Here is a 23,496-nt window from a genome sequence, read left to right on the forward strand (position 1 = left end):
GCAACAGGGGTAACGCGCATGGCGAAGATGGCACCGGAAGGACTGATTACCGCGCTCGATATCGGCTCGTCGAAGGTCTCGGCGATGATCGCGCAGAAGGGTGATGGCGGCGAGTTGATCGTGCTCGGCACCGGCCAGCGCGAGAGCCGTGGCGTCAAGCGCGGCTATATCGCCGACGCCGCCGCCACCGAAGCGGCTGTGCGCGAAGCGGTCGAGCAGGCCGAGCGGATCGCCGGCACCAATATCGAGAACGTTTGGGTCAGCTTCTCGGCGGGCGGGCTGGTGTCCGATGTCGCCTCGGTAGAGTTCGAGCTTGGTGGCCACCGGGTCGAGCAGACCGACATCGACGCCTTGTTGCAGGCCGGTCGTGACTCGATTGATCCGGCCGGGCGCATCGTGCTGCATGCGCAGCCGGCACTCTACACGCTCGATGGCCTCACCGGAGTAAAGCGGCCGCTCGGCCTTCATGCCGATCGGCTTGGCGTGCACATCCATGTCGTCGCCGCGGACGGTTCGCCGGTGCGCAACCTCGGGTTGTGCGTGGCGAACGCGCATCTCGAGGTGAAGTCGATCATTGCGTCCCCGGTGGCGACCGGCATGGCGTGCCTGTCCGACGAAGAGCGTGAGCTTGGCGTCGCGCTGGTCGAACTGGGCGCGGGCATCACCAACGTGTCGCTGTTCGCGGGCGGGATGCTGGTCGGGCTGACCTCGATCCCGATCGGTGCCGCCGACATTACCGACGATATCGCCTCCGCATTCGGCACGCGGCGTGCGCAGGCGGAGCGGATGAAGTGCTTCCACGGCTCGGCCAACGCGTCCCCGCGCGACAATCACGAAATGATCGACGTCGCGCCGATCTCGGCGGAGGACGGGGTTGGTGACGGCAGCCGCATCACCCGCGCGCAGTTGATCGGCGTGATCCGCCAGCGGCTCGATCATCTCATCGGCGAAGTGCGTAAGGCATTGGTCGAGCTCAAGTTCGAAGGGCCGGTCGGGCGCCAGGTGGTGCTGACCGGCGGCGGCGCGGAGCTGAACGGCATTGCCGATTACGCTCAGGCTGCGCTCGGTCGTTCGGTGCGGGTCGGCCGTCCGCGCGGGCTGTCGGCGCTGCCGGAGGCGCATTCGGGGCCGGCGTTTGCGACGCTGGCGGGTCTGGCGTTCTACGCCGCATCCGACCCGGTCGATCTGCGCGCGCTGTCGCGCAGCCATCAGATGGTCCACCGGCCCAAGGGCTTGGCGATCTTCCGCCGGATGATGGCGGCGGCGCGGGCGAATTATTGAGGATTTACGACACCGCCGCATCATTCGGGCTGGAACGCCGGCAGGTGATGGTGCAAGATAGTTAAGCGTGAGCGTGCCGGGTATCTGGGGGGCGCGCAGGAGACCAGTATATGAGCATCGAATTTCTTGCGCCCGAAGTGGACGAACTTACCCCGCGTATCGCCGTGATCGGCGTCGGCGGCGCGGGCGGCAACGCCATCGCCAACATGATGCGCGCGGACGTGCAGGGTGTCGACTTCTTCGTCGCGAACACTGATTCGCAGGCGCTGAAGCAGTCGACCGCGAACACCAAGATCCAGCTTGGCGCGAAGATCACGCAGGGACTCGGCGCGGGTTCGCGGCCGGAAATCGGTCGCGCCGCGGCTGAGGAAACGATCGACCAGGTCGCCAAGATGCTCCAGGGCGCGCATATGTGCTTCATCGCCGCCGGCATGGGCGGCGGCACCGGCACGGGTGCGGCACCGGTCATCGCCAAGGCGGCTCGTGAAATGGGTATCCTCACCGTCGGCGTCGTCACCAAGCCGTTCGCGTTCGAGGGTAACCGTCGCGCCAAGAGCGCCGATGCGGGTATTGAGGAGCTTCAGAAGTACGTCGATACGCTGATCGTCATCCCCAACCAGAACCTGTTCCTGGTCGCCAATGCGAACACCACGTTCAAGCAGGCGTTCGAGATGGCGGACGAAGTGCTTCAGCAGGGCGTGCGCGGCATCACCGATCTGATGGTGATGCCCGGCCTCATCAACCTCGATTTCGCCGACGTGCGTTCGGTGATGCAGGAGATGGGCAAGGCGATGATGGGCACCGGCGAGGCCGAGGGTGACAATCGCGCGATCGAAGCGGCGTCGAAGGCGATCGCCAACCCATTGCTCGACGGCGTGAGCATGAAGGGCGCCAAGGGCGTGATCGTCTCGATCACCGGCGGTGACGACATGCGCCTGCTCGAAGTCGATGAGGCCGCGAATCACATCCGCGAGCTGGTCGATGAGGATGCAAACATCATCTGGGGTTCGGCGTTCAATCCGGATCTCGAAGGCAAGATTCGCGTGTCGGTGGTCGCCACCGGGATCGAGGCGGAAGTGCAGACCGCGCCGCCTGCGCCGACCCCGTCACGGTCGTTCAGCTTTGGCTCCAACCGTCCGGCTGAGCCGACGCAGGCTGCCGAGCCGGCGCCTGTCGCCGCGCCGGAGCCGGCACCGGCACCGCGCGCGGAGGCTGTGCCTGCGCCTGCGCCCGCTCCAACGGCGACCGTTGCGGCGACCGCACCCGCAGCACCAGCCGAACCCGATGAACTCGTGCTGGGCAGTGACACGCAAATGGCGCCCGCCCCGGCTGCTTTGCCGGTCGGATACGGCGATGCGGCTGCCGAACCCGCAGCGGAAGCGCCAGGGCGCCGTCGTTGGCTGTCATCGGGCAGCGCGCCCGAGGCCGCTCCAGCCGAACCGACCCCGCCGGCACCGCGCGTGAAGCTGGGCGGTACTTTGTTCGAGCGGATGTCGAGCGTGTCGCGTGGTGCCGCGCGCGAAGACGAGGCCGCTGCTGACAAGGACGCGGTCGAAATCCCACGCTTCCTGCATCGCCAGAACAACCAGTGATACGAAACACGGCACGCCCGGTAGCGGGCGTGCCGTGTCGTCCGCCTGCGTCGGACGGTCGCAAGGGAGTTTCGTTCACGCCGCTTTCTGTCTAGGTTCGGCCTGACTCAACCGGGGCTCTTCCCGATCGTTCGTGATCCGCACCGGTGCGAACGAAGTAGGTGGTTCAACCCACGTGAAAACGAAACTAGGCACAGCCGCGATGCGACCGCTCGTCACCCTCTCGCTCATTCTGGCGCTTGCGCCGACGGCACCGCTGGCCGCGCAATTTGTCCAGCCGTTGCCGCAGACCACGCCGCCGGGCGACGCCGATGCACTTGCCGATCAGGTGCGCGCGCTTGCGGCCAATCCTTCCGATCTCAACGCGCTGATCCGCGCGGGCGAACTCGCGCTGAGGCTTGAAGACCCGACCGCCGCCGCCGCCTTCTTCGCACGTGCCGAGCGGATCGATCCGCGCAACGGGCGTGTCAACGCGGGGTTCGGGCAGTTGCTGGTGCAGTCCGAGCGACCGGGCGAGGCGCTGCGTCGCTTCGCGCAGGCCGAAAGCTATGGCGCGCGCGTCAGCAGTTTCGCGGCAGATCGCGGGCTTGCCTATGATCTGATCGGTGAACAGGAGCGGGCGCAGCGTGACTATCGCCTGGCGCTGAAGAGTGGGCCGAACGACGAGACCACGCGCCGCTATGCGTTGTCGCTCGGCATCTCGGGCAAGCGCGAGGAGGCGCTGGCGCTGCTCGATCCGCTGTTGCGCAAGAGCGATCGCGGCGCGTGGCGCGCGCGCGCCTTCATCCTCGCGATGAGCGGCAATCGCGTCGATGCCGAGCAGATTGCGACGACGATGATGCCCGCCGGCATGTCGCAGGGGCTGCAACCTTTCTTTGATCGTCTGCCGACGCTGTCTCCGGTCGATCGCGCCTTTGCGGTACATTTCGGCGAGGTGCGGGCCTCGCCGCAGCGCCTCGCGGACGCACGGATGGTTCCGCAACTGCCGGCACTCGGCGTCGATCCGGATGCGCGAGAACTCGCTGCCGCTGCGCAGGCGCGCGCGAAGCCGGCCCGCGCCGAAGTCGCAAAGGTCGAGAAGGCGGCAAAGCGTAAGCACGGGCGGCGTGATCGCGTCGAAGTCGCAGTGCAGGCTGTTGCGCCACCGGTGGCCATGTCGCTGCCCGCTCCGCCAGCCTATGTCGGGTCGGCGGGTGGCGCGCGGAGCCCTGCAGCGCCGGTTGCGACCAACTTCTACGTGCAGCAACTGCCGGGCGCACGGGCATCGGCGCCGAGTTACAGTCCGGCGGCACAGGCGAACCGTGCCGCAGCCGCAGCCGCAGCCTCGACCTCGTACGCGCAGCCGGGAATGCCCGCGTCGGCTGCGGTCGCACCACAGCGGCAGGTTGCGCCTGTCTATCAGCCGGTTCAGCCGGGCGGCGGACGGGTGATGCCGCTGGCCCCGCTCCAGTCGCAACCACTGCCCTCGACAGCGGTGGCGCAGACGCGCTGGCCGACGCAGTCCGTCACGCCGATAACCCCATATAGCGCGGCACCGGTTTCGCCTGCGTCGCCACCCGCCGAGACCGCGACGCGGGTCGAAACGGCGGCCCCGATGCAGCGCGTGATGGCACCGGCACCGGGGTTTTCCTCCGTAGGTCCGGCGCCGCAGGCGGTGGCGGTGTCACCGGTGGCGAGATCGCCCGAGGCGCTGGCGACCCGAACGGAAAGCGTTAGCCCGTCGCGGTACGCCGCGACCACTCCGGCCGCGAGTACGCCGACTTCGCTTGCTTCTGCATCGCCAGCGGCTGCGGTGCCGACGGCCGTCGTCAGGGCCAGTAGCGAGGATGCGGCGCTCAAGGGTATTGTTGCTAAGATTGGTGTTCCCGGTGCCGAACTCGGCGTTGCGCCGGTCGAACGTGCTCCAGCACCTCTTCCCGCGCCGGTGGAGGTCGCTGCAATATCGCCGCCTTCGGCAGCGGAACCCCGTCATCGCCCAACGCCGGAACCAAGCAACAAGGCGGAGCCGAACCGGCCAAGCGAAGCGAAACCGGTGGTCACCAAGACCAAGGTGGAGCCGGTTCTCGACAGGAAGGCTGCGGAAACAAAGAGAGGCGCGGACAAAAAAACGCTCGACGCGAAAAAGCTCGCTGACGAGGATGATGCTGTCGATGCCAAAAAAGCTGGCGCGAAGAAGCCGGGCGACAAGAAAACCGTCACCAAGAAGGGCGTCGATACGGACGCCGAGCCAGAGACCAAGAAGGCCGCAGACACGAAGAAGAAGACTGGCAAGGGCAACACGGCAGTAGACGATGCAGACGCCGAGCCCGACACCAAGAAGTCGGGCAAGCTCGCCAGCAAGAAGGCAGACGCGAAGAAGGCGGCTGATGCCAAGAAAACGGCCGACGCCAAGAAGAAGGACCCCAAGGTGCTTGAGCCGTCGCGCATCTGGGTACAGGTGTCCGGTGGCGCGAACGAGAATGATCTGCCCAAGCAGTGGAACAAGCTGCGTGGCGATCAGCCGGCAATGTTCAAGAACCGGCAGGGCTATTCCACGCCGCTACGAGCGACAAACCGCATCCTGACCGGTCCGTTCGCGAGCGAGTCCGAGGCGCAGGCCTATGTTAACAAATTGGCCAAGCAGGGGTTGTCCGGTTTCCTGTTCACCAGCGACGCCGGGCAGAAGGTCAGCAAGTTGCCGACAAAATGACGCGCGTTCCAGGACCGCTCGCCTTCCTTGCCGCCGATCCTGCCGCCAGCCGAGGCCGCCTCTACCCGGAGGCGGGCGGTGATCTGCGCGGGCCGCGCGATGCGTTCCAGCGTGACCGCGATCGCATCATCCACTCGATCAGCTTCCGGCGGCTGCGGCACAAGACGCAGGTGTTCATGGCGCCGGATGGCGACCATTTCCGGGTCCGGCTGACGCATAGCCTGGAGGTTGCGCAGATCGCGCGGACGATCGCGCGCGCGCTTGGCCTCAACGAGGATCTGACCGAGGCGCTAGCGCTGGCGCATGACATCGGCCATCCGCCCTTCGGCCATGCCGGCGAGAGCGCGCTGCAAGCCGCGCTCGCTCATGCCGGCGGGTTCGATCATAACGGCAACACGCTGCGCGCTCTGATGGTGATCGACAGCCCGTATCCCTGTTGGCCGGGGCTGAACCTTGGTTGGGAAACGCTGGAGGGACTCGCCAAGCATAACGGGCCGATCGTCAGGCCGGGCTGGGCGCTGGCCGAAGCCGATGCGACCTTCCCGTTGGATTTGACGCAATGGTCATCATTGGAGGCGCAGGTCGCCGCGATCGCTGATGACATCGCTTACGATAATCACGATATCGACGATGGGCTGCGTGCCGGATTGCTGACGCTGGATCAGTTGCTTGAGGTGCCGTTGGTCGCGCGCGGCTGGGCAGGGGCGTGCGCACGGTTTGCGGGGATCGCGCCCTCGCGACTGACCGGAGAGTTGATCCGCAGCCAGATCGGCGTGATGGTCAATGATCTGATCGCGGAGACGCAGCGTCTCGTGGCGGAATATCGCATCGAGAGCGCAGCCGACGTGCGGGCGGCAGGGCAGTGCCTGGCCACTTTCTCGCAGACCATGCGTGATGAGGAGCGTGCGCTGAAGCGCTTCATGTACGCCAATCTTTATTATCATCCGGTCCAGTTGGAGGCGGCGCGGGTGGCGGAGGGCATTATCTCCGGGCTGTTCGCCGCCTATCGCGACGATCCCGCGCGAATGCCGACAGAATGGGCAATGCGCCTGCCAGCGGACGAACCATGGCGCAGCCGCCATATCGCCGATTTCATCGCCGGCATGACCGACCGCTACGCGGTGACACGCTACCGAGAGTGCGTCGGGGCGATTGATCTTCCTGAAGGGTTTTGAGGGTTTAGCCGCATCATTCCGGGCAACATGCGAACCGGGCCGCGAAGGGTTGTCGTCAATCCCGCCCGGTGATCGCCAGTGCGATCTCGTACGCGCCGACGAACGGATCGTAATGCAGCTTTGAGCGCAGTTGCCGCGACAAGCCTTCGATCACGCGACCATAGCGTTCCTCGACCAGCACCTGCAGATCATCGGTCTGGATCAGCCCGGGCGAAACAACGCGCAATACTGCCCGGTCCGGTGTCTCGCCATCTCTGACCGTGATGCGGATCGGAGCCGATGGGTTCGACGTCATCGACAATTCGATGATCTCGGTAGTGAGGAACGATACCGCTATCGCAATATCCTGAGTCGCGAGCACCGGTGCGATATCGAGTGCGATGCTGAGTTTGGCGGAACCCTCTGGCGCTGTTGCGCGAATGTTCGATGCAAGGTCCCCCAGCACAGAGCGTAGCGCTAGCCCGCGGTTTACCTCGAGCTCGGCGAAATGGTGGCGATGTACCACGGCCAGCGCATCGACACGGCGCTGGATCGAGGCATAGGCCGCGCTCGCCTCGGCACTACGCGCGCCGCGCGCGTGGAAGTTGATGAGGCTGGAGATCACCTGCAGGTTGTTCTTGACCCGGTGATGCACTTCGCGCGTCAGCTTGGTCTGGCGGACAAGGCCCTCGGCGAGCCCCGCTTCATGCTCTACGACGGTCCGGCTGATAGCACGGAAGGTATCGCCAAGCTCGCGTATCTCCTGTGCCGGCAGCGAGGTGATGGCGCCCGGATTGATTTCCTCGCCGGGTGTGAACGCGGCGACGCTGGCATTCAAGCGACGGAGCGGCCGGATCAGCAGCCGATCGACGATAAACCATGCGATGCTGGCGGCCGCGGCCCACATCACGATCGGCAGTAGCATCGCGATCAATACCGGCGAGGTAATCGGCGCGCTGCGGGCCCGCGTCTGCAAGGTGAGATCACCAAGCCCAAGACCGATCCGCAATGTGCCTCTCCGCTCAAGCACCTCACGTGGCGGCAGATCAAACAACGTCAGCGCGTCGTCTCCGCCCAGCAGTTGCGCCTCGTAATCAGGAGCGAATTCGCTTGGTTTCGCGGTCTTGGCAAGGAAACCGACAGGAAAGAATGCCTCGGCTTGTGTCTGGCCGCTGGCACCCCGGATAGCGAGCGTTACACCACGCCCAGAGATGACACGGGTGGTAATCGAGGATTTGCCGGACGGCGCGACCGCCAAGCTCGACGGCAAGGGTGTGCCGCAGATCAGCCGACCAGCTTCGTCGGAAATCGCAAACTGTGATCCGCTCGCCGCCTGCGGTGCGAAAACACCCTGCGCACGTGCGCAACTCGGCGCATCCGCCTTATCAGCGTCAAGTGCGTTCAGCGCGACCCGCAACGCGGTCATGTCGCCGATCAGTTCGATGCCGATCTTTCGCGCGCTTTCCGCCGAAGCAATGCGCAACGCGGCGCGCGCGCCCTCATCGGCGATCTGGGTCGTGCGGAACGACGCGAAGAGCGCGATGATCGCCAATGGCAGCAGCGCGGTGCTCAGGATCAAGAAGACCTTGGCACCGGTGGGCATGCGCGCGGCGAGACTACGCTGCTGAGACCGACTGGCCGCAGACGCGTCCAGAGTCTGATCCATGTCGACGCTCAGTCGAGCTTGCCGAGGAGATCAAGCATCTCGGACGGGACGGTCTCGTCAACCGTCTTTTGATAGACGGTACGAAGGGCCGCGCCCATGTCGCGATCCTTGCTTTGGACCTTCGCACGCACGCTCGGCGGTTTTTTTGAAGACTCGTCGCCCGAACGCAATGTCGTCCCCTTCGGCATCCGGCATCGCCGGGATTTTAAACATATCCACCCGGGGATCCGGATGGAAGCGGTGCTGATTACACGTCGTGTAGCCGCAATGAAACTAAAGAGCGCTTCGATTGTTCCACCTGCGATGCGAAAAACCACCGCCGTTGTTTTTCGACCAAATCGCATTGCATTGGCGACCGTCCGCTTCCAGGAATGGGCGGCGCTTTCTCACGGAGGACCCCAAAGGTCATGTCGCTAGGACAACAGCTTGCACCGCATCTTCCCTTTCTTCGGCGGTATGGCCGTGCACTCACCGGTAGCCAGACGCAGGGCGACCGCTACGTCCGGGCTACGCTCGAGGCGATCGTAGCGGCGCCTAACGAATTCCCGCGTGAGGTCGATCCGCGGCTTGGCCTGTACCGGATGTTCCAGGCGATCTGGACCTCGGCGAACTTTGATGAGACTGCGGACGAATCGAGCATCGATCCCGCTGCCGATGCCGAAGCGATCGCGCGTGCGCGGCTGGCGCGGATGACGCCGCTGTCGCGTCAGGCGCTGTTGCTGACGGCAATGGAAGGCTTCACGCCCGAGGATGCGGCCTATCTGATCGACGTGGACCACGATGAAGTGGAGGCGCTCGTCGCCGAGGCGCTGGTCGAGATTGAGAAGCAGACGCGCAGTCGTGTCCTCATTATCGAGGACGAGCCGATCATCGCGATGGACATCGAAACGATCGTGCGCGATCTCGGCCATGAAGTGACCGGTGTCGCTGTCACCCGTGACGAGGCGGTGGCGCTTGCGATGGAGGATCGGCCAGGTCTGGTTCTCGCCGACATCCAGCTTGCGGATGACAGTTCGGGCATCGACGCGGTGAAGGACATTCTCGCGGAATTCTCGGTACCCGTGATCTTCATTACGGCATTCCCGGAACGTCTGCTGACAGGCGAGCGTCCTGAGCCGACGTTCCTCATCACCAAACCGTTCCAGCGATCCACGGTGAAAGCGGCGATCAGTCAGGCGCTGTTCTTCGATTCCACGACCGTACCGGCCTGATTATTTTCATGGGTTCCAACCGGTACGGAGCCAAAACGGTTTTCGTAGGTTGGAACCCGTATGGCTGATCCAGAAGACACCACCGAAGTTAGCGGAACCGAGGCGCGGAGCGGCGCGACACCCCATGTCACGCGCTACGTGCTGGGGGTTTCGTTGGTCGTGATAGTGATCCTGTTCGCGGTACTGCTTGCCATAGGTATGCGCTGAACCGGTTGCCCTTTGCCGGCGTCCGGATGGACTTTGCACTCCCCGCTCACCATGTAGTGTATCGGGAATAGAAACGGATATTGATGAGCGACGCGCGCGATACGGATGACGAGGAAGTTGCTGCCGCAGTGGAGCATGTTGCCCTCTCCGATACGGAGTTTAAGGCGCAGCTCGCTCAGGTGATCCCACATCTGCGTGCATTTGGTCGTTCGCTGTCGGGAAGTCGCGATCTCGCCGACGATCTTGTGCAGGAGACGTTGATGAAGGCTTGGGCGGCGCGTCAGCGATTCCAGGCCGGCACCAATATGCGCGCATGGACCTTCATCATCCTGCGCAACCTTTACCTGTCGCAAATGCGACGTGCGCGCTTCAAAGGCGAGTGGGACGACCTTGTGGCGGATCGGATCCTTGCCGCTCCGGCGAGCCAGGATCGTCACGTCGAGCTTGGCGATATGCAACGTGCCTTGTTGCACCTGCCGCAGCCGCAGCGTGAAGCGTTGATCCTAGTGGGGGCAGGCGGTTTCGCCTACGAGGAAGCTGCAGAGATTTGCGGTGTCGCGGTCGGCACGATCAAGAGTCGCGTTGCGCGCGGGCGAGTCGCGTTGGAATCGCTGATGAGCGACAACAGTCTGCCGTCACGGCGCACGCACAGCAATGAGCCTGGCATGACCGCACTCGACACCATCATGGGTGAAGTCGACGATCTAAGCCGCGATCGGGACCGGGACTAGCTCGGGCGAAATTCTTGCGTCTCGCGGTCGATCATCGCTAGCAGAATATCAAAATCCTGATCGTCGACAGGTGTTGCGTACGCGCAGCAGAGCGCAGTGGCGATGGTGTCGCTGCGGCGCGGGGCGGCCACTGAAAAGCTTTGCCCTGTGGCGCTGTCGGCGCTTGAGGTTAAGTTGATCGACATAAAGACTAGAACCGTCCAACTGGGCTTTTGTTGCTTACAGTGGCGAAACAACTCAAGCCGATGTCGCGCCGATGATCTCACCAATGGTCAATCCATCTTCCATTCACGCTGCACTTGAGCAGGCCCGTGCGCACGCGCCATTCCTCCAACTGGCGTTGCAGCGAGAGACAGAGCTGGCGGATGTCTTCGCGGCCGGTCGCTTGCCGCTGCCCTTTGTGCGCGAGGACGGGGAAGCAACCATGCCCGTGCCGACGCAGTTGCGGCTGGCGCGGCGGCGGCTCGCGCTGAGTGTTGCGATCGGCGATCTTGCCGGTGCCTACGACCTTACCGATGTGACCTCGATATTGTCGACGTTTGCTGACCACGCGCTGGATGCTGCGATACGGACGGCGATCGCGGAACGTACGCCCGATGTCGAGCCACGCGGTTTTGCGGCGATCGCGCTCGGCAAGCAGGGTAGCCACGAACTTAATTACTCGTCGGATATCGATCCGATCCTGATCTTCGATCCCGCGACGCTACCGTGCCGTCCTCGTGAGGATGTCGCCGAGGCGGCGGTGCGGATCGCACGACGCGTTGTCGAGATCCTCCAGAATCGTGACGGTGACGGCTATGTCTTACGTGTCGATCTGCGGCTGCGGCCTTCGCCGGAGGCGACTCCGATCGCGCTGCCCGTGGATGCGGCAATCTCCTATTACGAATCGCTGGCGCTGCCGTGGGAACGCGCTGCCTTTATTCGCGCGCGGGCGGCGGCGGGCGATCTCGGGTTGGGCAAGCGGTTCCTTGCCGCGATCCAACCCTTCATCTGGCGGCGTGCGCTCGATTTTGGCGCGATCGGGGAAATCCGTGGCATCTCGCGGCGCATCCGCGATCATCATGCGCACGGGCAGGCGTTTGGCCCGGGCTATGACCTGAAGCGGGGGCGCGGCGGCATCCGCGAGATCGAATTCTTCGCGCAGATCCACCAGTTGATTCACGGTGGGCGGGATGTGTCGGTACGCGCGCCCGCCACACGCGACGCGCTTGCCGCGCTGGCTGCGGCAGGTTGGATCGGTGCCAACGAGGCAGCGGCGCTGAGCCAAGCCTATACGCTGCTGCGCACGATCGAGCATCGCGTGCAGATGGTTGAGGACCGGCAGACGCACCGACTGCCAGAGGGTGCGGCGCTCGACTCGCTCGCGCAGTTGCATGGGCTGGACGACGGTGCGGCGCTGCTCGCTCTGTTGCGACCGCACGTCGAGCGTGTCGGGGCGATCTACGATGCGCTCGATCCGGCGGAGGGCGCCGCCATGTCGTTCAGCGCCGAACATCTCGCCGCGCAACTTGCCGCAGCGGGATTTGCCGATCCGTCGGGCGCCGCGCGTGCGATCGGGCAATGGCGTGCCGGCATCTATCCCGCGCTGCGCAGCGAGGCGGCGCGGTCCGCGCTGGAGGCGGTGCTTCCCGGCCTGATCGAGGCACTGGGGCAGGCGCCCGATCCGGGTACTGCGGTTGCCCGGCTGGACAGTATGTTGTCGCACCTGTCGAGCGCGATCAACTTCTTCCGACTGTTGCAGGCGCGGCCGGCGCTGGCGCGGCTGCTCGCGCTGATCCTGAGCCACGCCGAGACGCTGGCACAGGCGCTCGCGCGTCGGCCCGAATTGTTCGACGGGCTGATTGATGCAACCGCGCTGGGCCCGGTTGGCGACGTTGCGGCGCTGGCTGCGGAGATGCATGGCGGGCAGGATTATCAGGCGCAGCTCGACCATGTTCGCCGTATCGTTGGAGAGAAACGGTTTGCGCTCGGCACGCAGATCGTTGCCGCGGCCAGCGATCCACTCGCTGTCGCGGCGGGTTATGCGCGGGTGGCGGAGGCCGCGACGGAGGTGCTGGCGGCGGCGACGGTAAGCGAGTTCGTCGCTGTGCATGGCAGTGTGCCGGACAGCGAACTGGTCATCCTTGCGCTTGGGCGATTTGGCGGCGCGGCGTTGACCCATGCATCCGATCTCGACCTGATCTACCTTTTTACGGGCGATTACCGCCTGGATTCGGACGGCAGGAAGCCGCTCGGCGCGGTACTGTATTACAACCGGCTCGCGCAGCGGATCACCGGCGCCTTGTCCGCGCCAACCGCATCCGGCCCGCTTTACGAGATCGACACGCGTCTGCGCCCCTCAGGTACGCAAGGGCCGCTCAGCGTCTCGCTCGACGGGTTCTCGCGGTATCAGCGCGAGAGCGCGTGGACGTGGGAACACATGGCGCTGACCCGCGCGCGGCCGGTGTTCGGCTCCGCACGCGCGCGGGCCGAGGTGCAGTCGGTGATCGACGCGGTCCTGCGCGGGGAGAGACCGCAGCGCGACATCGTTGCGGATGCGATGACGATGCGTGCCGACATGGCGAAGCACAAGCCGCCCGCTGGCCCGCTCGATGCCAAATTGCTGCCGGGCGGTCTCGTCGATCTGGAGTTCGCCGTCCACGTTCGCCAACTGACCTGCTTGGCCGGCTTTTCCGCCAATTTAAGCGAGGCGATCGGCGCGCTGGCGGCGGCCGGACTGGCGCCGCCGACGCTCGGCGATGCCGAGGCGTTGCTGACGGGTTTGCTTGTCACGCTGCGGTTGGTCGCGCCTGATGCCGCGATTCCGCCGGCGCCCACGCAGCGCCTGATTGCCGGCGCGCTCGGCATGGCCGATTGGGACGGCGTGGTTGCCTCGCTCGCCGCGACACGGCAGGAGGTCGTCGACTTTCTGGTGGCAGTCGCGACAGGAGACCGGATATGACGATTGCAGAGGGCGAAGCACTTCCCGATCTGGAACTTGCAGGCGCGGACGGCGCGAAAGTTTCGCTGCGCAGCTTCGTCGGCAAGCCGTTCGTGCTGTACTTCTACTCCAAGGACGACACGACGGGCTGCACGCGCGAAGCGCAGGATTTCAGTGCGCTAGCGGCTGACTTCGCGACGGCGGGGGTCGCGGTGCTGGGCGTATCACCCGACACGCCGGCCAAGCACGCCAAGTTCACTACCAAATACGATCTCACGGTACCGCTCGCCAGCGATGAGGATCATGTGGTCATGGAAGCATTCGGCGTGTGGATCGAAAAGAGCATGTACGGACGCACCTACATGGGTGTCGAGCGCTCAACTTTCCTGTTCGCCGCGGATGGCACGCTCGCGCGGCGCTGGGGCAAGGTTCGCGTCGCAGGTCATGCCGAGCAGGTCCTGGCAGCGGCAAAATCGCTGGCGTGACGTTGCCAAGCGTTTCAGCCGCGATCCGCGACGTACTCGAAACCGCGGAACCGACCGCCAAGGTGATGCGCGCCCGCGCCGTTGCACGCGGCTGGCGGCGGGGCGCGTTCGGCCCGGTCGATGGCAGCGCCATGCCGGATCGTCCTGCGCGACCGGCCGAACCGCAATTGCTGCCGCCGACCCATATGCCCAGGCGTGGCAAGGGTGGTTCGTTGCGCGGACGCGTCGCGCTGTTGCACGCGCTCGCGCACATCGAGTTCATCGCAATCGACCTCGCGTTCGACATGGCCGGGCGGTTCGGCGCGCAGTTCGCGCCGGAGTTTACCAGTGACTGGCTTTCGGTTGGGGCCGACGAAGCGATGCACTTCGCCTTGGTCGAGCGGCGCCTGCGTGCTTTCGACAGCCGCTACGGAGCGCTACCGGCGCACGACGGCTTGTGGGAGTCGGCGGCGGACACCGCCGGCGATGCGCTTGCCCGGCTGGCGATCGTGCCGATGGTGCTGGAGGCGCGGGGCCTCGACGTGACGCCGGATATGATCGCGCGTGCAGATGCCGCTGGCGACCGAGCAACCGCCGCGATCCTGCGGAGGATCTTCGACGATGAGATTCGGCACGTACGAACGGGCACGAAATGGTTCGAATCCGGTTGCGCGAGCGCCGGCGTGCTTCCGGCCGCGCATTGGAAAAAGCTGCTGTCACAATATTTTCGTGGCGAACTGAAAGCACCGTTCAACGATTCAGCGCGTCATGCTGCCGGTCTGACGCGGGAATATTATCAGCCGCTTGCCCAGGCTTGGTAAATAAGGGCAAGAAAAGGCGTCCGGGCGTGGAGGGGCTGCGATCTGGACGTGGGGCGGGTGCCGTCGTAATCGGCAAGCGCGTTAACGGCCACTGGGAACCGATGAACATAACCACGCTTACATCGTGTGCGTCTTTCTCGGCGCTCCAATCTCTCTTCACCAATCGTGACTGCATCCGTCATAACGATTATCATCATGCGACGTTCCGTACGGCGCGAGGACTGGTCGCCGGCATCGCTGGCATCGCCTCTTGCATGCTGGCTGGCGGCGTTGCGCATGCGGCCGAAGGGGCCGCGGCAGTTGCTGCGGTCCATTCCGCCGCGGCAGGCAGCGCGTTCGACGCCGCCGACAGCGCGACGACTGCTGCCGACACGCGCGCGGACGTGCAGTTCCGTTCACTGTTCCAGACCTGGAAGAAGCTCGACACCTTCGACCAGGGGGGCGCGATCGCGATTCCATCGGTTCAGCCGGTCGAGCATCTCGCCTTTACCAGCAACTTCGGCATCCGCTCCGATCCGTTTCGCGGCACCGCGAAGATGCACGCTGGCGTGGACATCCCCGGCCCGGTCGGTACACCGGTCTACGCAACCGCAGACGGCTTTGTCGATCGCGCCGAGCGTGCCGGTGGTTACGGCAATCTGGTCGAGATCGATCACGGCAAAGGTATTCAGACCCGGTATGGCCATCTTTCCAAGATCCTCGTAGCCGACCACACGCGCGTGCATCGTGGGCAGTTGATCGCGTTGATCGGTTCGACAGGACGCTCAACCGGGCCGCATCTGCACTATGAAGTTCGCATCGACGGCCACGCCGTGAACCCGGTGCCCTTCCTCCAGACCGCCGACTATCTGCTGGCGGCGCAGGATCGTTCGGTACACACGATCCCGGTCGGCGTCGGCCCCGCGGCGGATGACGCTGCCGATTGATCAATGGTGTTTGGGCACTAAAAAAAAGGCGCCGGTCTCGTGACCGGCGCCTTTTTTGTGTCCTTCTCAGACTTTCCGCGCGCGTTTTGTCGATGGCGGCTTCGACACTAGGTCGGGTGAGAAGCCCAACTCCCGGCTGATCGACAGCGCGGTGTCGAGAACGGCGGTCGCAACCTCCGCCATGCGTTCATCGTCGAGGTATTGCGCCTGTGCCGCGACGTTAATCGCCGCTACGATCTTGCCGGTCGCATCGCGCACGGGTGCGGCGACCGCATTGATGCAATCAGGCGCGGGACCGATCTTGAGCACGACGCCGCGTTCCGCCGCGAGGGTCATCTCGGCAAGCCAGTCGCCGCGCTCTTCCGCCGCGATCGCGCCGAACAATTCGGTCCAGCTCGCGACATCGTCGTCCAGCAGCAGCGCCTTGCCAAGTCCGGTCTCCGGCAGGAATCGCGTACTGCCGGCACCAGTCGTCACAGCCACCCGCTCCGCGCCAGCTGCGCGCATCAGGTGCACCGATTTGTCGAGCTCGCGCCGCCCGAGGAAGGCGCTCAGCCCGGTCTGACGCGCAAGCGCAAGCACCCACGGCCGCGCCACGGAAACCAGGTCGAGCCGTTGTAGCGACGCCTGGCTCAGCCGCAGCAATTCGCCGCCGCCGCGCACGACGCTGTCCGGCGCAATCGCGAGAAACTCGCGGGCGATGAGCGTCTTAACAAGCCGCCGCACGATGCTCAGCGGCAGGCCACTGGCGTTTGCAAGGTTGCCGACCGTCATCGGTTCCGACGCGGCGAGCGCGAGCAACGTCAGCCCGCGCTCCAGCGTCTGCGCGCCGAGGTTGCGTTCGGGTGCCGGCCGCGCGACCTCGGTATCATCATCGGGCGCCAGCGCGGCGGGGCTCATCGGGGTCGCCAACACATCCTCCTGTAATCATAACCGTACCGTCCGATCCGGCCGGTAAAGGCTGTCGGTCTAAGCGGTGTCGGCCACCGCGTCGAGCCGGGATGGAGCGGTTGCCGTGCGGCTTGGCACCGCCTATCTCAACGTCATGGCCACACTCGCTCCCGAAATCGCCCTGACCGACTCCGCTGCTGCCCGCGTCGCAGCCATCGCGGCCAAACAGGGCAAGCCGCCGATCCTGCGACTGTCGGTAGATGGGGGAGGCTGTTCTGGCTTCCAATACAAGTTCGGGTTCGCTGAGACGGTGCAGAGTGACGACGCGGTGGCGGAAAACGGCGCGGTGCGGCTGGTGGTCGATTCGGTCAGTCTGGATCTCGTCCGCGGCGCGGCAGTGGATTACGTCGAGGAACTCGGCGGCGCGGCATTTCGCGTGACCAACCCGCAGGCGGCGTCGGGCTGCGGCTGCGGTTCCAGTTTCTCGATCTGATCGCCGCTACATCGTGAAGATCGTCAGCTACAACGTCAACGGCATCAAGGCACGCCTGCCGCGCCTGATCGAGTATCTTACCGAGCAACAGCCTGAGATCGTCTGCCTTCAGGAGTTGAAGACGACGGATGAGACGTTCCCGATCACCGAAATCCGGGATGCGGGCTATGGTGCGGTGTGGCATGGCCAGAAGGGGTTCAACGGTGTTGCGGTGCTGGCGAAAGGCGTCGAGCCGGTAGAACGGCAACGCGGCCTTGCCGGTGAGAGCGAGGATGACCACAGCCGCTACCTCGAAGCGGATGTCGATGGGTTGATCGTCGCCTCGATCTACCTCCCCAACGGCAATCCGCTCCCCGGGCCTAAGTTCGATTACAAGTTGCGCTGGATCGAGCGGCTGACGACGCGTGCGAGGGATCTTCTGGGCGAGGAGCGGGCGGTCGTGCTGGCGGGCGACTACAACGTCATCCCCAATGATGATGACACCTTCTCGGTGCGTGCAATGGCCAGTGATGCGCTCATGCAGCCGGAAAGCCGCTCAGGGTTTCGTGCGCTCGTCGCGCAAGGGTGGACCGATGCGTTGCGGACGCGGCATCCTAAAGGCGGCGTCTGGACGTTCTGGGATTATCAGGCGGGTGCATGGCAGCGCGACGCCGGCTTCCGTATCGATCACCTGCTGCTATCACCGATCGCTGCGGACCGGCTTGTCGACGCCGGCGTCGACAAGGAATATCGCGGTCGTGAGAAGGCGAGCGATCATGCCCCCACCTGGGCGCGCCTCAGATAAGTCGTTTCGGCGGGAGCGCCGGAAAGCTTTGCTCTCCGGCGCCCCCGCCCGATTACTTTACGCTGGCGAGATTGGTGTCTTGTGCACCGCATGTCTTCTCGACCCACTGGCCCTTTTTGTCCCAGCAGCGCGGATCGAGGTTCGGTATACCCTTTGCAGTTGCGATCACGGGATGGCGCGGGAAGCGCTGGTCACCCCAATAAACGAGGCTGTTGCGGAGCGTGCCGCTCTCTTCCAGTGCGACTTTGTAGAACTGGCCGCGCGGCGCCATCGCGGCTTTGACCGCGATCTGCGCAGCCGTCTGGCAGAAGCCATATTGTGCATCGACGGCGGTGAAGGTCGAGTAATTGCGCGTGTCGAAATGATCGAAAGCGGTCTGCCCGGCCTTGGGCGTCTTGTTGACCCGGATGAAATATTTGGTGACGGTATCGTACGACTTCTTGATCTCGTCCTTATGGTTGAACAGGACCGCATTGTAGTTCGGCACGGCGAGCAGCGTCGGCTCGAACTGGCATTGCAGCGCCGCGACGTTCAGCGCGGCGCGCATCTGCCACACCAGCGCGGCGCGGACCTCCGTAGGCGTGGCCTTCGGGAAATCGGTCGCGAAATTGGCCTCGGTGCCGGTAATCGGCGGCGCCGTCATATCGTGCGGCGAGAAAAAGAACTGCGCGTTGGCAGGGAGAGAAAGCGTCGCTGCACACACCGCAGCAATTCCGCCTAACGCACGCGACAGTTTCATCTTTTTCTCTCAGGCAAATTGGATCTTTACTATGTTTAGGGCGTTTCGCGCCGCTGTCCAAACCCTATTTCGCACGACGCCGTAACGGTTTGTCGATTTGCGACGGATCAGATCGACGGAATCAAAAAGGCCGCCCGGATGGTCCGGACGGCCTTTCAGAACACCGTTGCCGGTGATTACATCGCGTTCGACGAACCGTTCGACATCATCGCGCCGTTGTCGCCCATCATGCCGTTGTCAGCCATCGTGCCGTCGACTGCGGTCATGTTGTCGGACATCGTGTCCGTGCTGTCCATCGAGTTCAGGTCGGTGACAGTGGTGTTGTCGGTGGTCGACGTGGTCTTGCCGCAAGCCGACAGCGAAACCGCAGCAGCGGCGACGAGCGACACGACAGCGACCTTGGAAATGAATGCACGCATAGAAAAGCTCCCTAGATAGGCGACCCGGGTGGCCGTCTGACCTTATTACCCAAATCGAGGGGGATATTAGTCTGAACCGGCTTTTGCCTCAAGGCTGTTTTCCGCACTGCCGCGCAAACGCTGTAGAAACGCCGGAAACGTAGCTGCCAGCGCAGCGTCGAAGGTGGTGAAATCACTCGCTTTGCCAAGCGCCCGTGCACTGGTGACGGCGAAGTCGGGCAAGCCGCATGGCACAATGCCGGTGAAATGCGACAGATCGGGCGCGAGGTTGATCGCGAAACCGTGCAATGTCACCCAGCGTCGGACACGTACCCCGATCGCGCCGATCTTGGCCTCCGCGCCATCGGCCGTGCGCGTCCAGATGCCGATCCGACCGGGTGCGCGGAACGCGACGATGCCGAGTTGAGCGAGTGCGTCGATCAGCCATCCTTCCAGTGAACAGATGAAGTGGCGGATGTCGCGTCCGCGCGTGTTGAGATCGAGCACAAGATAGCCGACCCGCTGGCCGGGGCCGTGATAGGTGAAGCGGCCGCCACGCCCGGTCTGAACCACCGGGAAGCGCGGATCGAGCAGCTCGGCGGGGTTCGCGCTGGTGCCGGCGGTGTACACAGGCGGGTGTTCGAGCAACCACACCAGCTCTCGCGCGTCGCCCGTGGCAACGGCGGCGGCACGCGCCTCCATCGTCGCGAGCGCATCCTGATAGGGCATGCGCGTCGGCTCGACACGCCATTCGATCTCGGTCGTCAAATCCATCGCCGTCGATTGCGCTCAAGTGCTGCCAAGCGCAAGATTATGCGGGATCGGTTGGCAAGCTTCCGCCGCTTGCGCTAACGCTACGCAACGGCGGCGCTTTTGTCGGGGGACGCATGGTCAGCATCGGGACAACGTGGGACGGAACGTCGGGGTTCATCAGCGATCGCTTCGGCGCGGTGCTGCGCATTGCGGTTCCGCTGATCTTCGTGCCGATGGCGCTGCTCGGCAACCTCATGCCGCTGGTCGGTCGCGACGCGACGCCAGCAAACATCGTGTTCGGCCTTGCCACGCTGGCGATGAGCATCGTGACCTTGTGGGGTAATCTCGCACTGACAGCACTCGTGATCGAGCCGGTCGACTCATCGGGGGCGATCCGTATCGGGGCGGCGCGGCTGCCGGCTAAGCTGCTCGTCGCGGTGATCGAACTCGGTATTGTTGTGGTGGCGGCGGCTCCGATCTTCGTCGCGTTCGCGCTCGGCGGGATCGTGCCCGGGCAGATGCCGGCGCCCGGCGCCATGCCGACGATAGCATTCGGGCCGGCCGTGTTTGCGCTGGTGTACAGCCTCTTTTTCACGGTGTTGGTGCTGATCCTGTTCGCCCGGCTGCTGCTTGTCGACCCGGCGCTGGTGGCGGAGCGGCGGGGCGTATCCGCGCTGCCACGATCGCTGCGGCTGACACGCGGGCTGACGCTGAAGCTGGTCGGTGTGCTGCTGCTGTACATCATCGTCTCGCAAGTCGCGACGATGGCGACGCGGACGGTTTTCGGTACGATCCTTGGCCTGTTCGCGCTGGGCGCGGGCCCGGTGAATTTTGCGACGATCATCACCGCGATCCTGGTTGCACTCGTTCAGACGGGGTTTTCCATCCTGGCCGTCATTTTTGCCGCGCGCCTGTTCGTCGCGGTTCGCGACGTTCGTGAAGCGGTCATCGAACTCGCATGAAAAGTTGTTTATGAAGATCAACATAGGCCGTGCACTTCGTACCGCGTGGGAGATGTGGCGAGCAGATTGGGACTTGTTGCTGCGCGTTACGGGGTTCTTCGTGTTCCTGCCCCAATTTGCCTGTTCGCTGCTGGTACCGGTCGCCCCGATGATGCCGGAGGGGCAGCCTGATGAAGCGGCGGTGCGGACGTGGCTGGAGGCATTTACCGGCTGGTTCGGCGCATATGGTCCTTGGCTGTTCGGCGCGGAACTGCTGACCTTGTTCGGCAGCCTGGTGATGCTGCTTTTGTATCTCGGCAATGGGCAGCCTGCGCTCCGCGACGCTTTGGCGGATGCGCTGCGGCTGTTCCCGCGCTACTTCCTTGCGGCGCTGCTGGTGTCGCTTCCGGCGGGGCTGTTCATGCTGCCGGCGATCGGCGTGGTGCTGGTGCTGCCGTCGCTGTACCTGCTGGGGCGGCTATTGCTGAGCGGGGCGGTCATCGTCGCCGAGCAGCCGATCGGCGTGGTGGCCGCGCTTCAGCGCAGTGTGCGGCTGACGCGTGGCAACGGTGTCGTGATGATGGCGATCGCCGGCCTGCTGCTGTTCGGCGGGCAGCTTGTCGCGTTGCCCTTTGCGGTGGCGGGGCGGACGATGGGTGGCGCGCCGATGGCCAACCCGGTCGCGGCGGCGCTGCTCGACGCAATGGCGGCGGCGACGCTGACGGTGACGCTGACTGCGGGGATTCTGGTGCGGATCGCGCTTTACCGCGAAGCGCTGGCGCTCAACCGCGGCACGTGAGGACCGGCCGATTCGGGTAGCAGCCCCAGGATGCGCGGATCGGCAAACGTCTCGATCGTGCGTGCGATTGGCGTGAAACCGGACGCGCGGTAGAAGTTTAGCGCCGATGGGTGGTCGAGCGTACAGGTATGGACCCATACCCGCTCCACACCGGGTGCCCACGCTCGGCCAAGCGCCTCTGCCATCAACCAGCGACCGAGCTTTTGTCCGGCGAGATCCGGTACCAGCCCGAAATAGCCGAGCTCACATTCGCCGTGGCGGCGGAAATCGAGTTCCAGCATGCCAGCGTCTTTGCCCGCCGGGTCCACAGCCGCGAACACCGCTACATCGGGATCGTGGATGATGGCCGTCAGTGTCGGATCATCCATAACCAGCCGCGAGAACCACAGCCAGCGTTCCCCGACGGCGCGGAACAGCGCCCGGTAGCGATCGGGTGTGGGGCTTTCGAGCCGCACCAGCCGCAACGGTGATACCAGCGCCTGCGTCACGTCAGGCCGCGCGCGCATCTCCAGCGTGGTGACGATCGTCGCCACGTCGGTCGCGCGCACGCCGGTCAGACCCACGGGCTCAACTCCAGGTCGCGACCGGTGGCAGGCTCATCAGGATGGCGTCGATGTTGCCGCCGGTCTTGAGCCCGAACAGCGTGCCACGATCATAGACGAGGTTGAATTCGGCATAGCGCCCCCGCCATGCGCGCTGCGCGGCGAGGTCCACCGCATCGAAGCGCGTGTCCATTCGCCGCCGCACGATCTTGGGAAAGATCTCGAGAAACGCGCGGCCGACGTCCTTGGTGAAGGCGAAATTGGCGTCGAAATCGCCTTCGAGATGATCGTAGAAGATGCCCCCCACACCACGATGCACCTTGCGGTGCGGTATGTAGAAATAGGTGTCGGCCCATGCCTTGAAGTGCGGGTAATGCGCCGGATCATGCGCGTCGCACGCTGCCTTCATCGCGGCGTGGAAAGCGGCGGTGTCCTCTTTCACCGGCAGCGGGGGATTGAGATCGGCGCCGCCGCCGAACCAGCGTTTGGTGGTCGTCAGGAAGCGGGTGTTCATGTGGACGGCGGGGACGTGCGGGTTGGCCATATGCGCGACGAGGCTGATGCCGGTCGCGCAAAAACTCGGGTCGTCCGCTGCGCCGTGGATGGTCTTGCCGAACTCACCTTCGAGCTGGCCGCCGACGGTCGAGACGTTCACGCCGACCTTTTCGAAGACCTTGCCCTTCATCACGCCGCGCACACCACCGCCTCCGGGCGCACCAGACGGATCGGTGCGGTCCCAAGGGGTGTATTCGAAAATCGCGTCGGACCCGGCTTCGGTCTCGATACGTTCAAATTCCGCGCAGATTAGGTCGCGCAGATGCTCAAACCAGGTGCGGGCGGCGGTTTGCTGTTCGTCGAGCGGTTGCATGACGGTTGCTCTTGCGCGAGACGCCCGCGCAAGTCGAGTGGTCAAAACTCGGCATCGCCCGGCCAACCATCCGTCTGCCGCAACGCCTCGCCTAGCGCGATGCCGCACGCCACCGCGAGGTTGAGCGAGCGCATGCCGGCACCAAGCGGGATGCGGATACGCGCGTCGGCGCGATCGTGCACCGGCTGCGGCACGCCGCTGCCCTCCGACCCGAACAGCAAGGTGTCGCCCGCGTCGAAGCTGGCCGCATCAAGCCGGGTGCCGCCGCGTGTCGTCAGCAGCACCAGGCGTGACGGTGCCGTCTCGACGAACGCGGACCAGTCGATATGACGACGCACTTCGGCGGCGCGCGCATAGTCCATGCCCGCCCGCGCCAGCGCGCGATCGCTATATGCAAAGCCCATCGGCTCGATCAGATCGACCGCGACGCCGAAACACGCTGCCATGCGCAGGATAGTGCCGACATTGCCGGCGATTTCGGGCTGGTACAAAGCGATCCGCATCGCGCGCCTTTAACAGAGGTAAATTGCTGTTGGCAAAGCGCGCCACCTCCGTCTATCAGATCACTACCTCCCGTGGGGACGGAGAGGTTCAGGGTGGCAGCGTCTAGCGCGTTTCACCTCAGA

At 64.7% G+C, this 23,496-nt stretch carries 24 protein-coding genes and 1 pseudogene; 15 read left to right on the top strand and 10 right to left on the bottom strand.

From position 1 onward, the window contains the following. Window positions 1–18 precede the first annotated feature (18 nt). From ftsA to OXR00_RS17465, 4 genes are all read left to right on the top strand, one after another. A complete protein-coding gene (ftsA, locus tag OXR00_RS17450; RefSeq protein WP_242150943.1) occupies window positions 19–1,281 on the top strand; it encodes a cell division protein FtsA in 1,263 nt (420 codons plus the stop codon). Between the two features lie 110 nt (window positions 1,282–1,391). Beyond that, window positions 1,392–2,873, top strand: coding sequence for a cell division protein FtsZ (gene ftsZ / locus OXR00_RS17455; RefSeq protein WP_267389506.1), 1,482 nt, complete (start codon window positions 1,392–1,394; stop codon window positions 2,871–2,873). A 202-nt stretch (window positions 2,874–3,075) separates the two neighbouring features. Beyond that, window positions 3,076–5,562, top strand: a complete 2,487-nt coding sequence (locus OXR00_RS17460; protein ID WP_267389507.1) for an SPOR domain-containing protein — start codon at window positions 3,076–3,078, stop codon at window positions 5,560–5,562. Beyond that, complete coding sequence (locus OXR00_RS17465; RefSeq protein WP_267389508.1) at window positions 5,559–6,737, top strand: deoxyguanosinetriphosphate triphosphohydrolase; 1,179 nt, start codon at window positions 5,559–5,561, stop codon at window positions 6,735–6,737. Before OXR00_RS17460 ends, OXR00_RS17465 begins: the two co-directional genes overlap by 4 nt. Before the next feature lie 55 nt (window positions 6,738–6,792). Here OXR00_RS17465 and OXR00_RS17470 read toward each other — a convergent pair whose 3' ends face one another. Together OXR00_RS17470 and OXR00_RS17475 are read right to left on the bottom strand one after the other, a co-directional pair. Continuing rightward, window positions 6,793–8,382, bottom strand: coding sequence for a histidine kinase dimerization/phosphoacceptor domain -containing protein (locus tag OXR00_RS17470; protein WP_267389509.1), 1,590 nt, complete (start codon window positions 8,380–8,382; stop codon window positions 6,793–6,795). An 8-nt stretch (window positions 8,383–8,390) separates the two neighbouring features. Beyond that, the gene (locus OXR00_RS17475; RefSeq protein WP_242150958.1) at window positions 8,391–8,570 is read right to left on the bottom strand and encodes a NepR family anti-sigma factor; all 180 of its coding nucleotides are present in this window, start codon (window positions 8,568–8,570) and stop codon (window positions 8,391–8,393) included. A 219-nt stretch (window positions 8,571–8,789) separates the two neighbouring features. Between OXR00_RS17475 and OXR00_RS17480 the strand changes: the two genes are divergently transcribed. The 3 genes from OXR00_RS17480 (at window position 8,790) to OXR00_RS17490 (ending at window position 10,531) form a co-directional block, all read left to right on the top strand. Then, on the top strand, window positions 8,790–9,593 hold the full coding sequence (locus tag OXR00_RS17480) for a response regulator (protein ID WP_242150961.1): 804 nt from the start codon (window positions 8,790–8,792) through the stop codon (window positions 9,591–9,593). A 60-nt stretch (window positions 9,594–9,653) separates the two neighbouring features. Then, window positions 9,654–9,800 (top strand): hypothetical protein, encoded by a 147-nt coding sequence (locus OXR00_RS17485; protein ID WP_242150965.1) that lies wholly within the window; start codon window positions 9,654–9,656, stop codon window positions 9,798–9,800. A gap of 83 nt (window positions 9,801–9,883) precedes the next feature. Continuing rightward, window positions 9,884–10,531, top strand: a complete 648-nt coding sequence (locus tag OXR00_RS17490; RefSeq protein WP_267389510.1) for a sigma-70 family RNA polymerase sigma factor — start codon at window positions 9,884–9,886, stop codon at window positions 10,529–10,531. Here OXR00_RS17490 and OXR00_RS17495 read toward each other — a convergent pair. Beyond that, the gene (locus OXR00_RS17495) at window positions 10,528–10,716 is read right to left on the bottom strand and encodes a hypothetical protein (protein ID WP_267389511.1); all 189 of its coding nucleotides are present in this window, start codon (window positions 10,714–10,716) and stop codon (window positions 10,528–10,530) included. The two genes, OXR00_RS17490 and OXR00_RS17495, sit on opposite strands and share 4 nt — an antisense overlap. Before the next feature lie 83 nt (window positions 10,717–10,799). Between OXR00_RS17495 and OXR00_RS17500 the strand changes: the two genes are divergently transcribed. The 4 genes and pseudogenes from OXR00_RS17500 to OXR00_RS17515 form a co-directional block, all read left to right on the top strand. Next, window positions 10,800–13,472: a bifunctional [glutamine synthetase] adenylyltransferase/[glutamine synthetase]-adenylyl-L-tyrosine phosphorylase gene (locus tag OXR00_RS17500; RefSeq protein ID WP_267389512.1), complete on the top strand. Its 2,673-nt coding sequence runs from the start codon at window positions 10,800–10,802 to the stop codon at window positions 13,470–13,472. Further along, the gene (locus OXR00_RS17505) at window positions 13,469–13,936 is read left to right on the top strand and encodes a peroxiredoxin (RefSeq protein WP_267389513.1); all 468 of its coding nucleotides are present in this window, start codon (window positions 13,469–13,471) and stop codon (window positions 13,934–13,936) included. Before OXR00_RS17500 ends, OXR00_RS17505 begins: the two co-directional genes overlap by 4 nt. After that, window positions 13,933–14,736, top strand: coding sequence for a ferritin-like domain-containing protein (locus OXR00_RS17510; RefSeq protein WP_267389514.1), 804 nt, complete (start codon window positions 13,933–13,935; stop codon window positions 14,734–14,736). The genes OXR00_RS17505 and OXR00_RS17510 overlap by 4 nt, the downstream gene beginning before the upstream one ends. A gap of 365 nt (window positions 14,737–15,101) precedes the next feature. After that, a pseudogene (locus OXR00_RS17515) lies at window positions 15,102–15,662 on the top strand (M23 family metallopeptidase); the annotation flags it as partial. Between the two features lie 66 nt (window positions 15,663–15,728). Here OXR00_RS17515 and OXR00_RS17520 read toward each other — a convergent pair. Then, window positions 15,729–16,574, bottom strand: coding sequence for an IclR family transcriptional regulator C-terminal domain-containing protein (locus tag OXR00_RS17520; RefSeq protein ID WP_267389515.1), 846 nt, complete (start codon window positions 16,572–16,574; stop codon window positions 15,729–15,731). 133 nt (window positions 16,575–16,707) lie between these two features. Between OXR00_RS17520 and erpA the strand changes: the two genes are divergently transcribed. Next, window positions 16,708–17,046: an iron-sulfur cluster insertion protein ErpA gene (erpA, locus tag OXR00_RS17525; protein ID WP_267389534.1), complete on the top strand. Its 339-nt coding sequence runs from the start codon at window positions 16,708–16,710 to the stop codon at window positions 17,044–17,046. 13 nt (window positions 17,047–17,059) lie between these two features. Continuing rightward, window positions 17,060–17,830, top strand: coding sequence for an exodeoxyribonuclease III (xth, locus tag OXR00_RS17530; protein WP_267389516.1), 771 nt, complete (start codon window positions 17,060–17,062; stop codon window positions 17,828–17,830). Window positions 17,831–17,882: 52 nt separating this feature from the next. Here the strand turns inward: xth and OXR00_RS17535 are convergent, their stop codons facing one another. The 3 genes from OXR00_RS17535 to lipB form a co-directional block, all read right to left on the bottom strand. Next, window positions 17,883–18,569 (bottom strand): hypothetical protein, encoded by a 687-nt coding sequence (locus tag OXR00_RS17535; protein WP_242150990.1) that lies wholly within the window; start codon window positions 18,567–18,569, stop codon window positions 17,883–17,885. Between the two features lie 176 nt (window positions 18,570–18,745). Beyond that, entirely contained in the window at window positions 18,746–18,988 is a 243-nt protein-coding gene (locus tag OXR00_RS17540) for a hypothetical protein (protein ID WP_242150993.1), read from the bottom strand. Window positions 18,989–19,054: 66 nt separating this feature from the next. Beyond that, window positions 19,055–19,741 carry a lipoyl(octanoyl) transferase LipB gene (gene lipB, locus OXR00_RS17545; RefSeq protein ID WP_267389517.1) on the bottom strand — a complete coding sequence of 229 codons (687 nt, stop codon included), beginning with the start codon at window positions 19,739–19,741 and terminating at the stop codon, window positions 19,055–19,057. 113 nt (window positions 19,742–19,854) lie between these two features. On the opposite strand from lipB, the gene OXR00_RS17550 reads away from it, so the two are divergent. Both OXR00_RS17550 and OXR00_RS17555 read left to right on the top strand, forming a co-directional pair. After that, window positions 19,855–20,682 carry a hypothetical protein gene (locus OXR00_RS17550; protein ID WP_267389518.1) on the top strand — a complete coding sequence of 276 codons (828 nt, stop codon included), beginning with the start codon at window positions 19,855–19,857 and terminating at the stop codon, window positions 20,680–20,682. A gap of 10 nt (window positions 20,683–20,692) precedes the next feature. Beyond that, a complete protein-coding gene (locus OXR00_RS17555; protein WP_267389519.1) occupies window positions 20,693–21,460 on the top strand; it encodes a hypothetical protein in 768 nt (255 codons plus the stop codon). On the opposite strand, the gene OXR00_RS17560 is transcribed toward OXR00_RS17555, so the two are convergent. The 3 genes from OXR00_RS17560 to OXR00_RS17570 are packed head-to-tail and all read right to left on the bottom strand — an operon-like array spanning window position 21,424 to window position 23,373. Continuing rightward, complete coding sequence (locus OXR00_RS17560; RefSeq protein ID WP_267389520.1) at window positions 21,424–22,023, bottom strand: GNAT family N-acetyltransferase; 600 nt, start codon at window positions 22,021–22,023, stop codon at window positions 21,424–21,426. The genes OXR00_RS17555 and OXR00_RS17560 overlap by 37 nt on opposite strands. A gap of 4 nt (window positions 22,024–22,027) precedes the next feature. Continuing rightward, the gene (gene hemF, locus OXR00_RS17565; protein ID WP_267389521.1) at window positions 22,028–22,870 is read right to left on the bottom strand and encodes an oxygen-dependent coproporphyrinogen oxidase; all 843 of its coding nucleotides are present in this window, start codon (window positions 22,868–22,870) and stop codon (window positions 22,028–22,030) included. Between the two features lie 41 nt (window positions 22,871–22,911). After that, a complete protein-coding gene (locus tag OXR00_RS17570; protein ID WP_267389522.1) occupies window positions 22,912–23,373 on the bottom strand; it encodes a tRNA (cytidine(34)-2'-O)-methyltransferase in 462 nt (153 codons plus the stop codon). Between the last annotated feature and the right edge of the window lie 123 nt (window positions 23,374–23,496).

This window comes from Sphingomonas sp. GC_Shp_3 (genome assembly GCF_026540945.1).
Lineage (GTDB): Bacteria > Pseudomonadota > Alphaproteobacteria > Sphingomonadales > Sphingomonadaceae > Sphingomonas.

Coding starts and splice junctions, on each gene's coding strand:
- OXR00_RS17460 (WP_267389507.1), top strand. CDS start 3,076: ATGCGACCGCTCGTCACCCTCTCGCTCATTCTGGCGCTTGCGCCGACG.
- OXR00_RS17465 (WP_267389508.1), top strand. CDS start 5,559: ATGACGCGCGTTCCAGGACCGCTCGCCTTCCTTGCCGCCGATCCTGCC.
- OXR00_RS17490 (WP_267389510.1), top strand. CDS start 9,884: ATGAGCGACGCGCGCGATACGGATGACGAGGAAGTTGCTGCCGCAGTG.
- OXR00_RS17550 (WP_267389518.1), top strand. CDS start 19,855: ATGGTCAGCATCGGGACAACGTGGGACGGAACGTCGGGGTTCATCAGC.
- OXR00_RS17505 (WP_267389513.1), top strand. CDS start 13,469: ATGACGATTGCAGAGGGCGAAGCACTTCCCGATCTGGAACTTGCAGGC.
- OXR00_RS17540 (WP_242150993.1), bottom strand. CDS start 18,988: ATGCGTGCATTCATTTCCAAGGTCGCTGTCGTGTCGCTCGTCGCCGCT.
- OXR00_RS17570 (WP_267389522.1), bottom strand. CDS start 23,373: ATGCGGATCGCTTTGTACCAGCCCGAAATCGCCGGCAATGTCGGCACT.
- OXR00_RS17535 (WP_242150990.1), bottom strand. CDS start 18,569: ATGAAACTGTCGCGTGCGTTAGGCGGAATTGCTGCGGTGTGTGCAGCG.
- OXR00_RS17475 (WP_242150958.1), bottom strand. CDS start 8,570: ATGCCGAAGGGGACGACATTGCGTTCGGGCGACGAGTCTTCAAAAAAA.
- hemF (WP_267389521.1), bottom strand. CDS start 22,870: ATGCAACCGCTCGACGAACAGCAAACCGCCGCCCGCACCTGGTTTGAG.
- OXR00_RS17495 (WP_267389511.1), bottom strand. CDS start 10,716: ATGTCGATCAACTTAACCTCAAGCGCCGACAGCGCCACAGGGCAAAGC.
- lipB (WP_267389517.1), bottom strand. CDS start 19,741: ATGGATTTGACGACCGAGATCGAATGGCGTGTCGAGCCGACGCGCATG.
- OXR00_RS17485 (WP_242150965.1), top strand. CDS start 9,654: ATGGCTGATCCAGAAGACACCACCGAAGTTAGCGGAACCGAGGCGCGG.
- OXR00_RS17470 (WP_267389509.1), bottom strand. CDS start 8,382: ATGGATCAGACTCTGGACGCGTCTGCGGCCAGTCGGTCTCAGCAGCGT.
- ftsA (WP_242150943.1), top strand. CDS start 19: ATGGCGAAGATGGCACCGGAAGGACTGATTACCGCGCTCGATATCGGC.
- ftsZ (WP_267389506.1), top strand. CDS start 1,392: ATGAGCATCGAATTTCTTGCGCCCGAAGTGGACGAACTTACCCCGCGT.
- OXR00_RS17500 (WP_267389512.1), top strand. CDS start 10,800: ATGGTCAATCCATCTTCCATTCACGCTGCACTTGAGCAGGCCCGTGCG.
- OXR00_RS17555 (WP_267389519.1), top strand. CDS start 20,693: ATGAAGATCAACATAGGCCGTGCACTTCGTACCGCGTGGGAGATGTGG.
- erpA (WP_267389534.1), top strand. CDS start 16,708: ATGGCCACACTCGCTCCCGAAATCGCCCTGACCGACTCCGCTGCTGCC.
- OXR00_RS17480 (WP_242150961.1), top strand. CDS start 8,790: ATGTCGCTAGGACAACAGCTTGCACCGCATCTTCCCTTTCTTCGGCGG.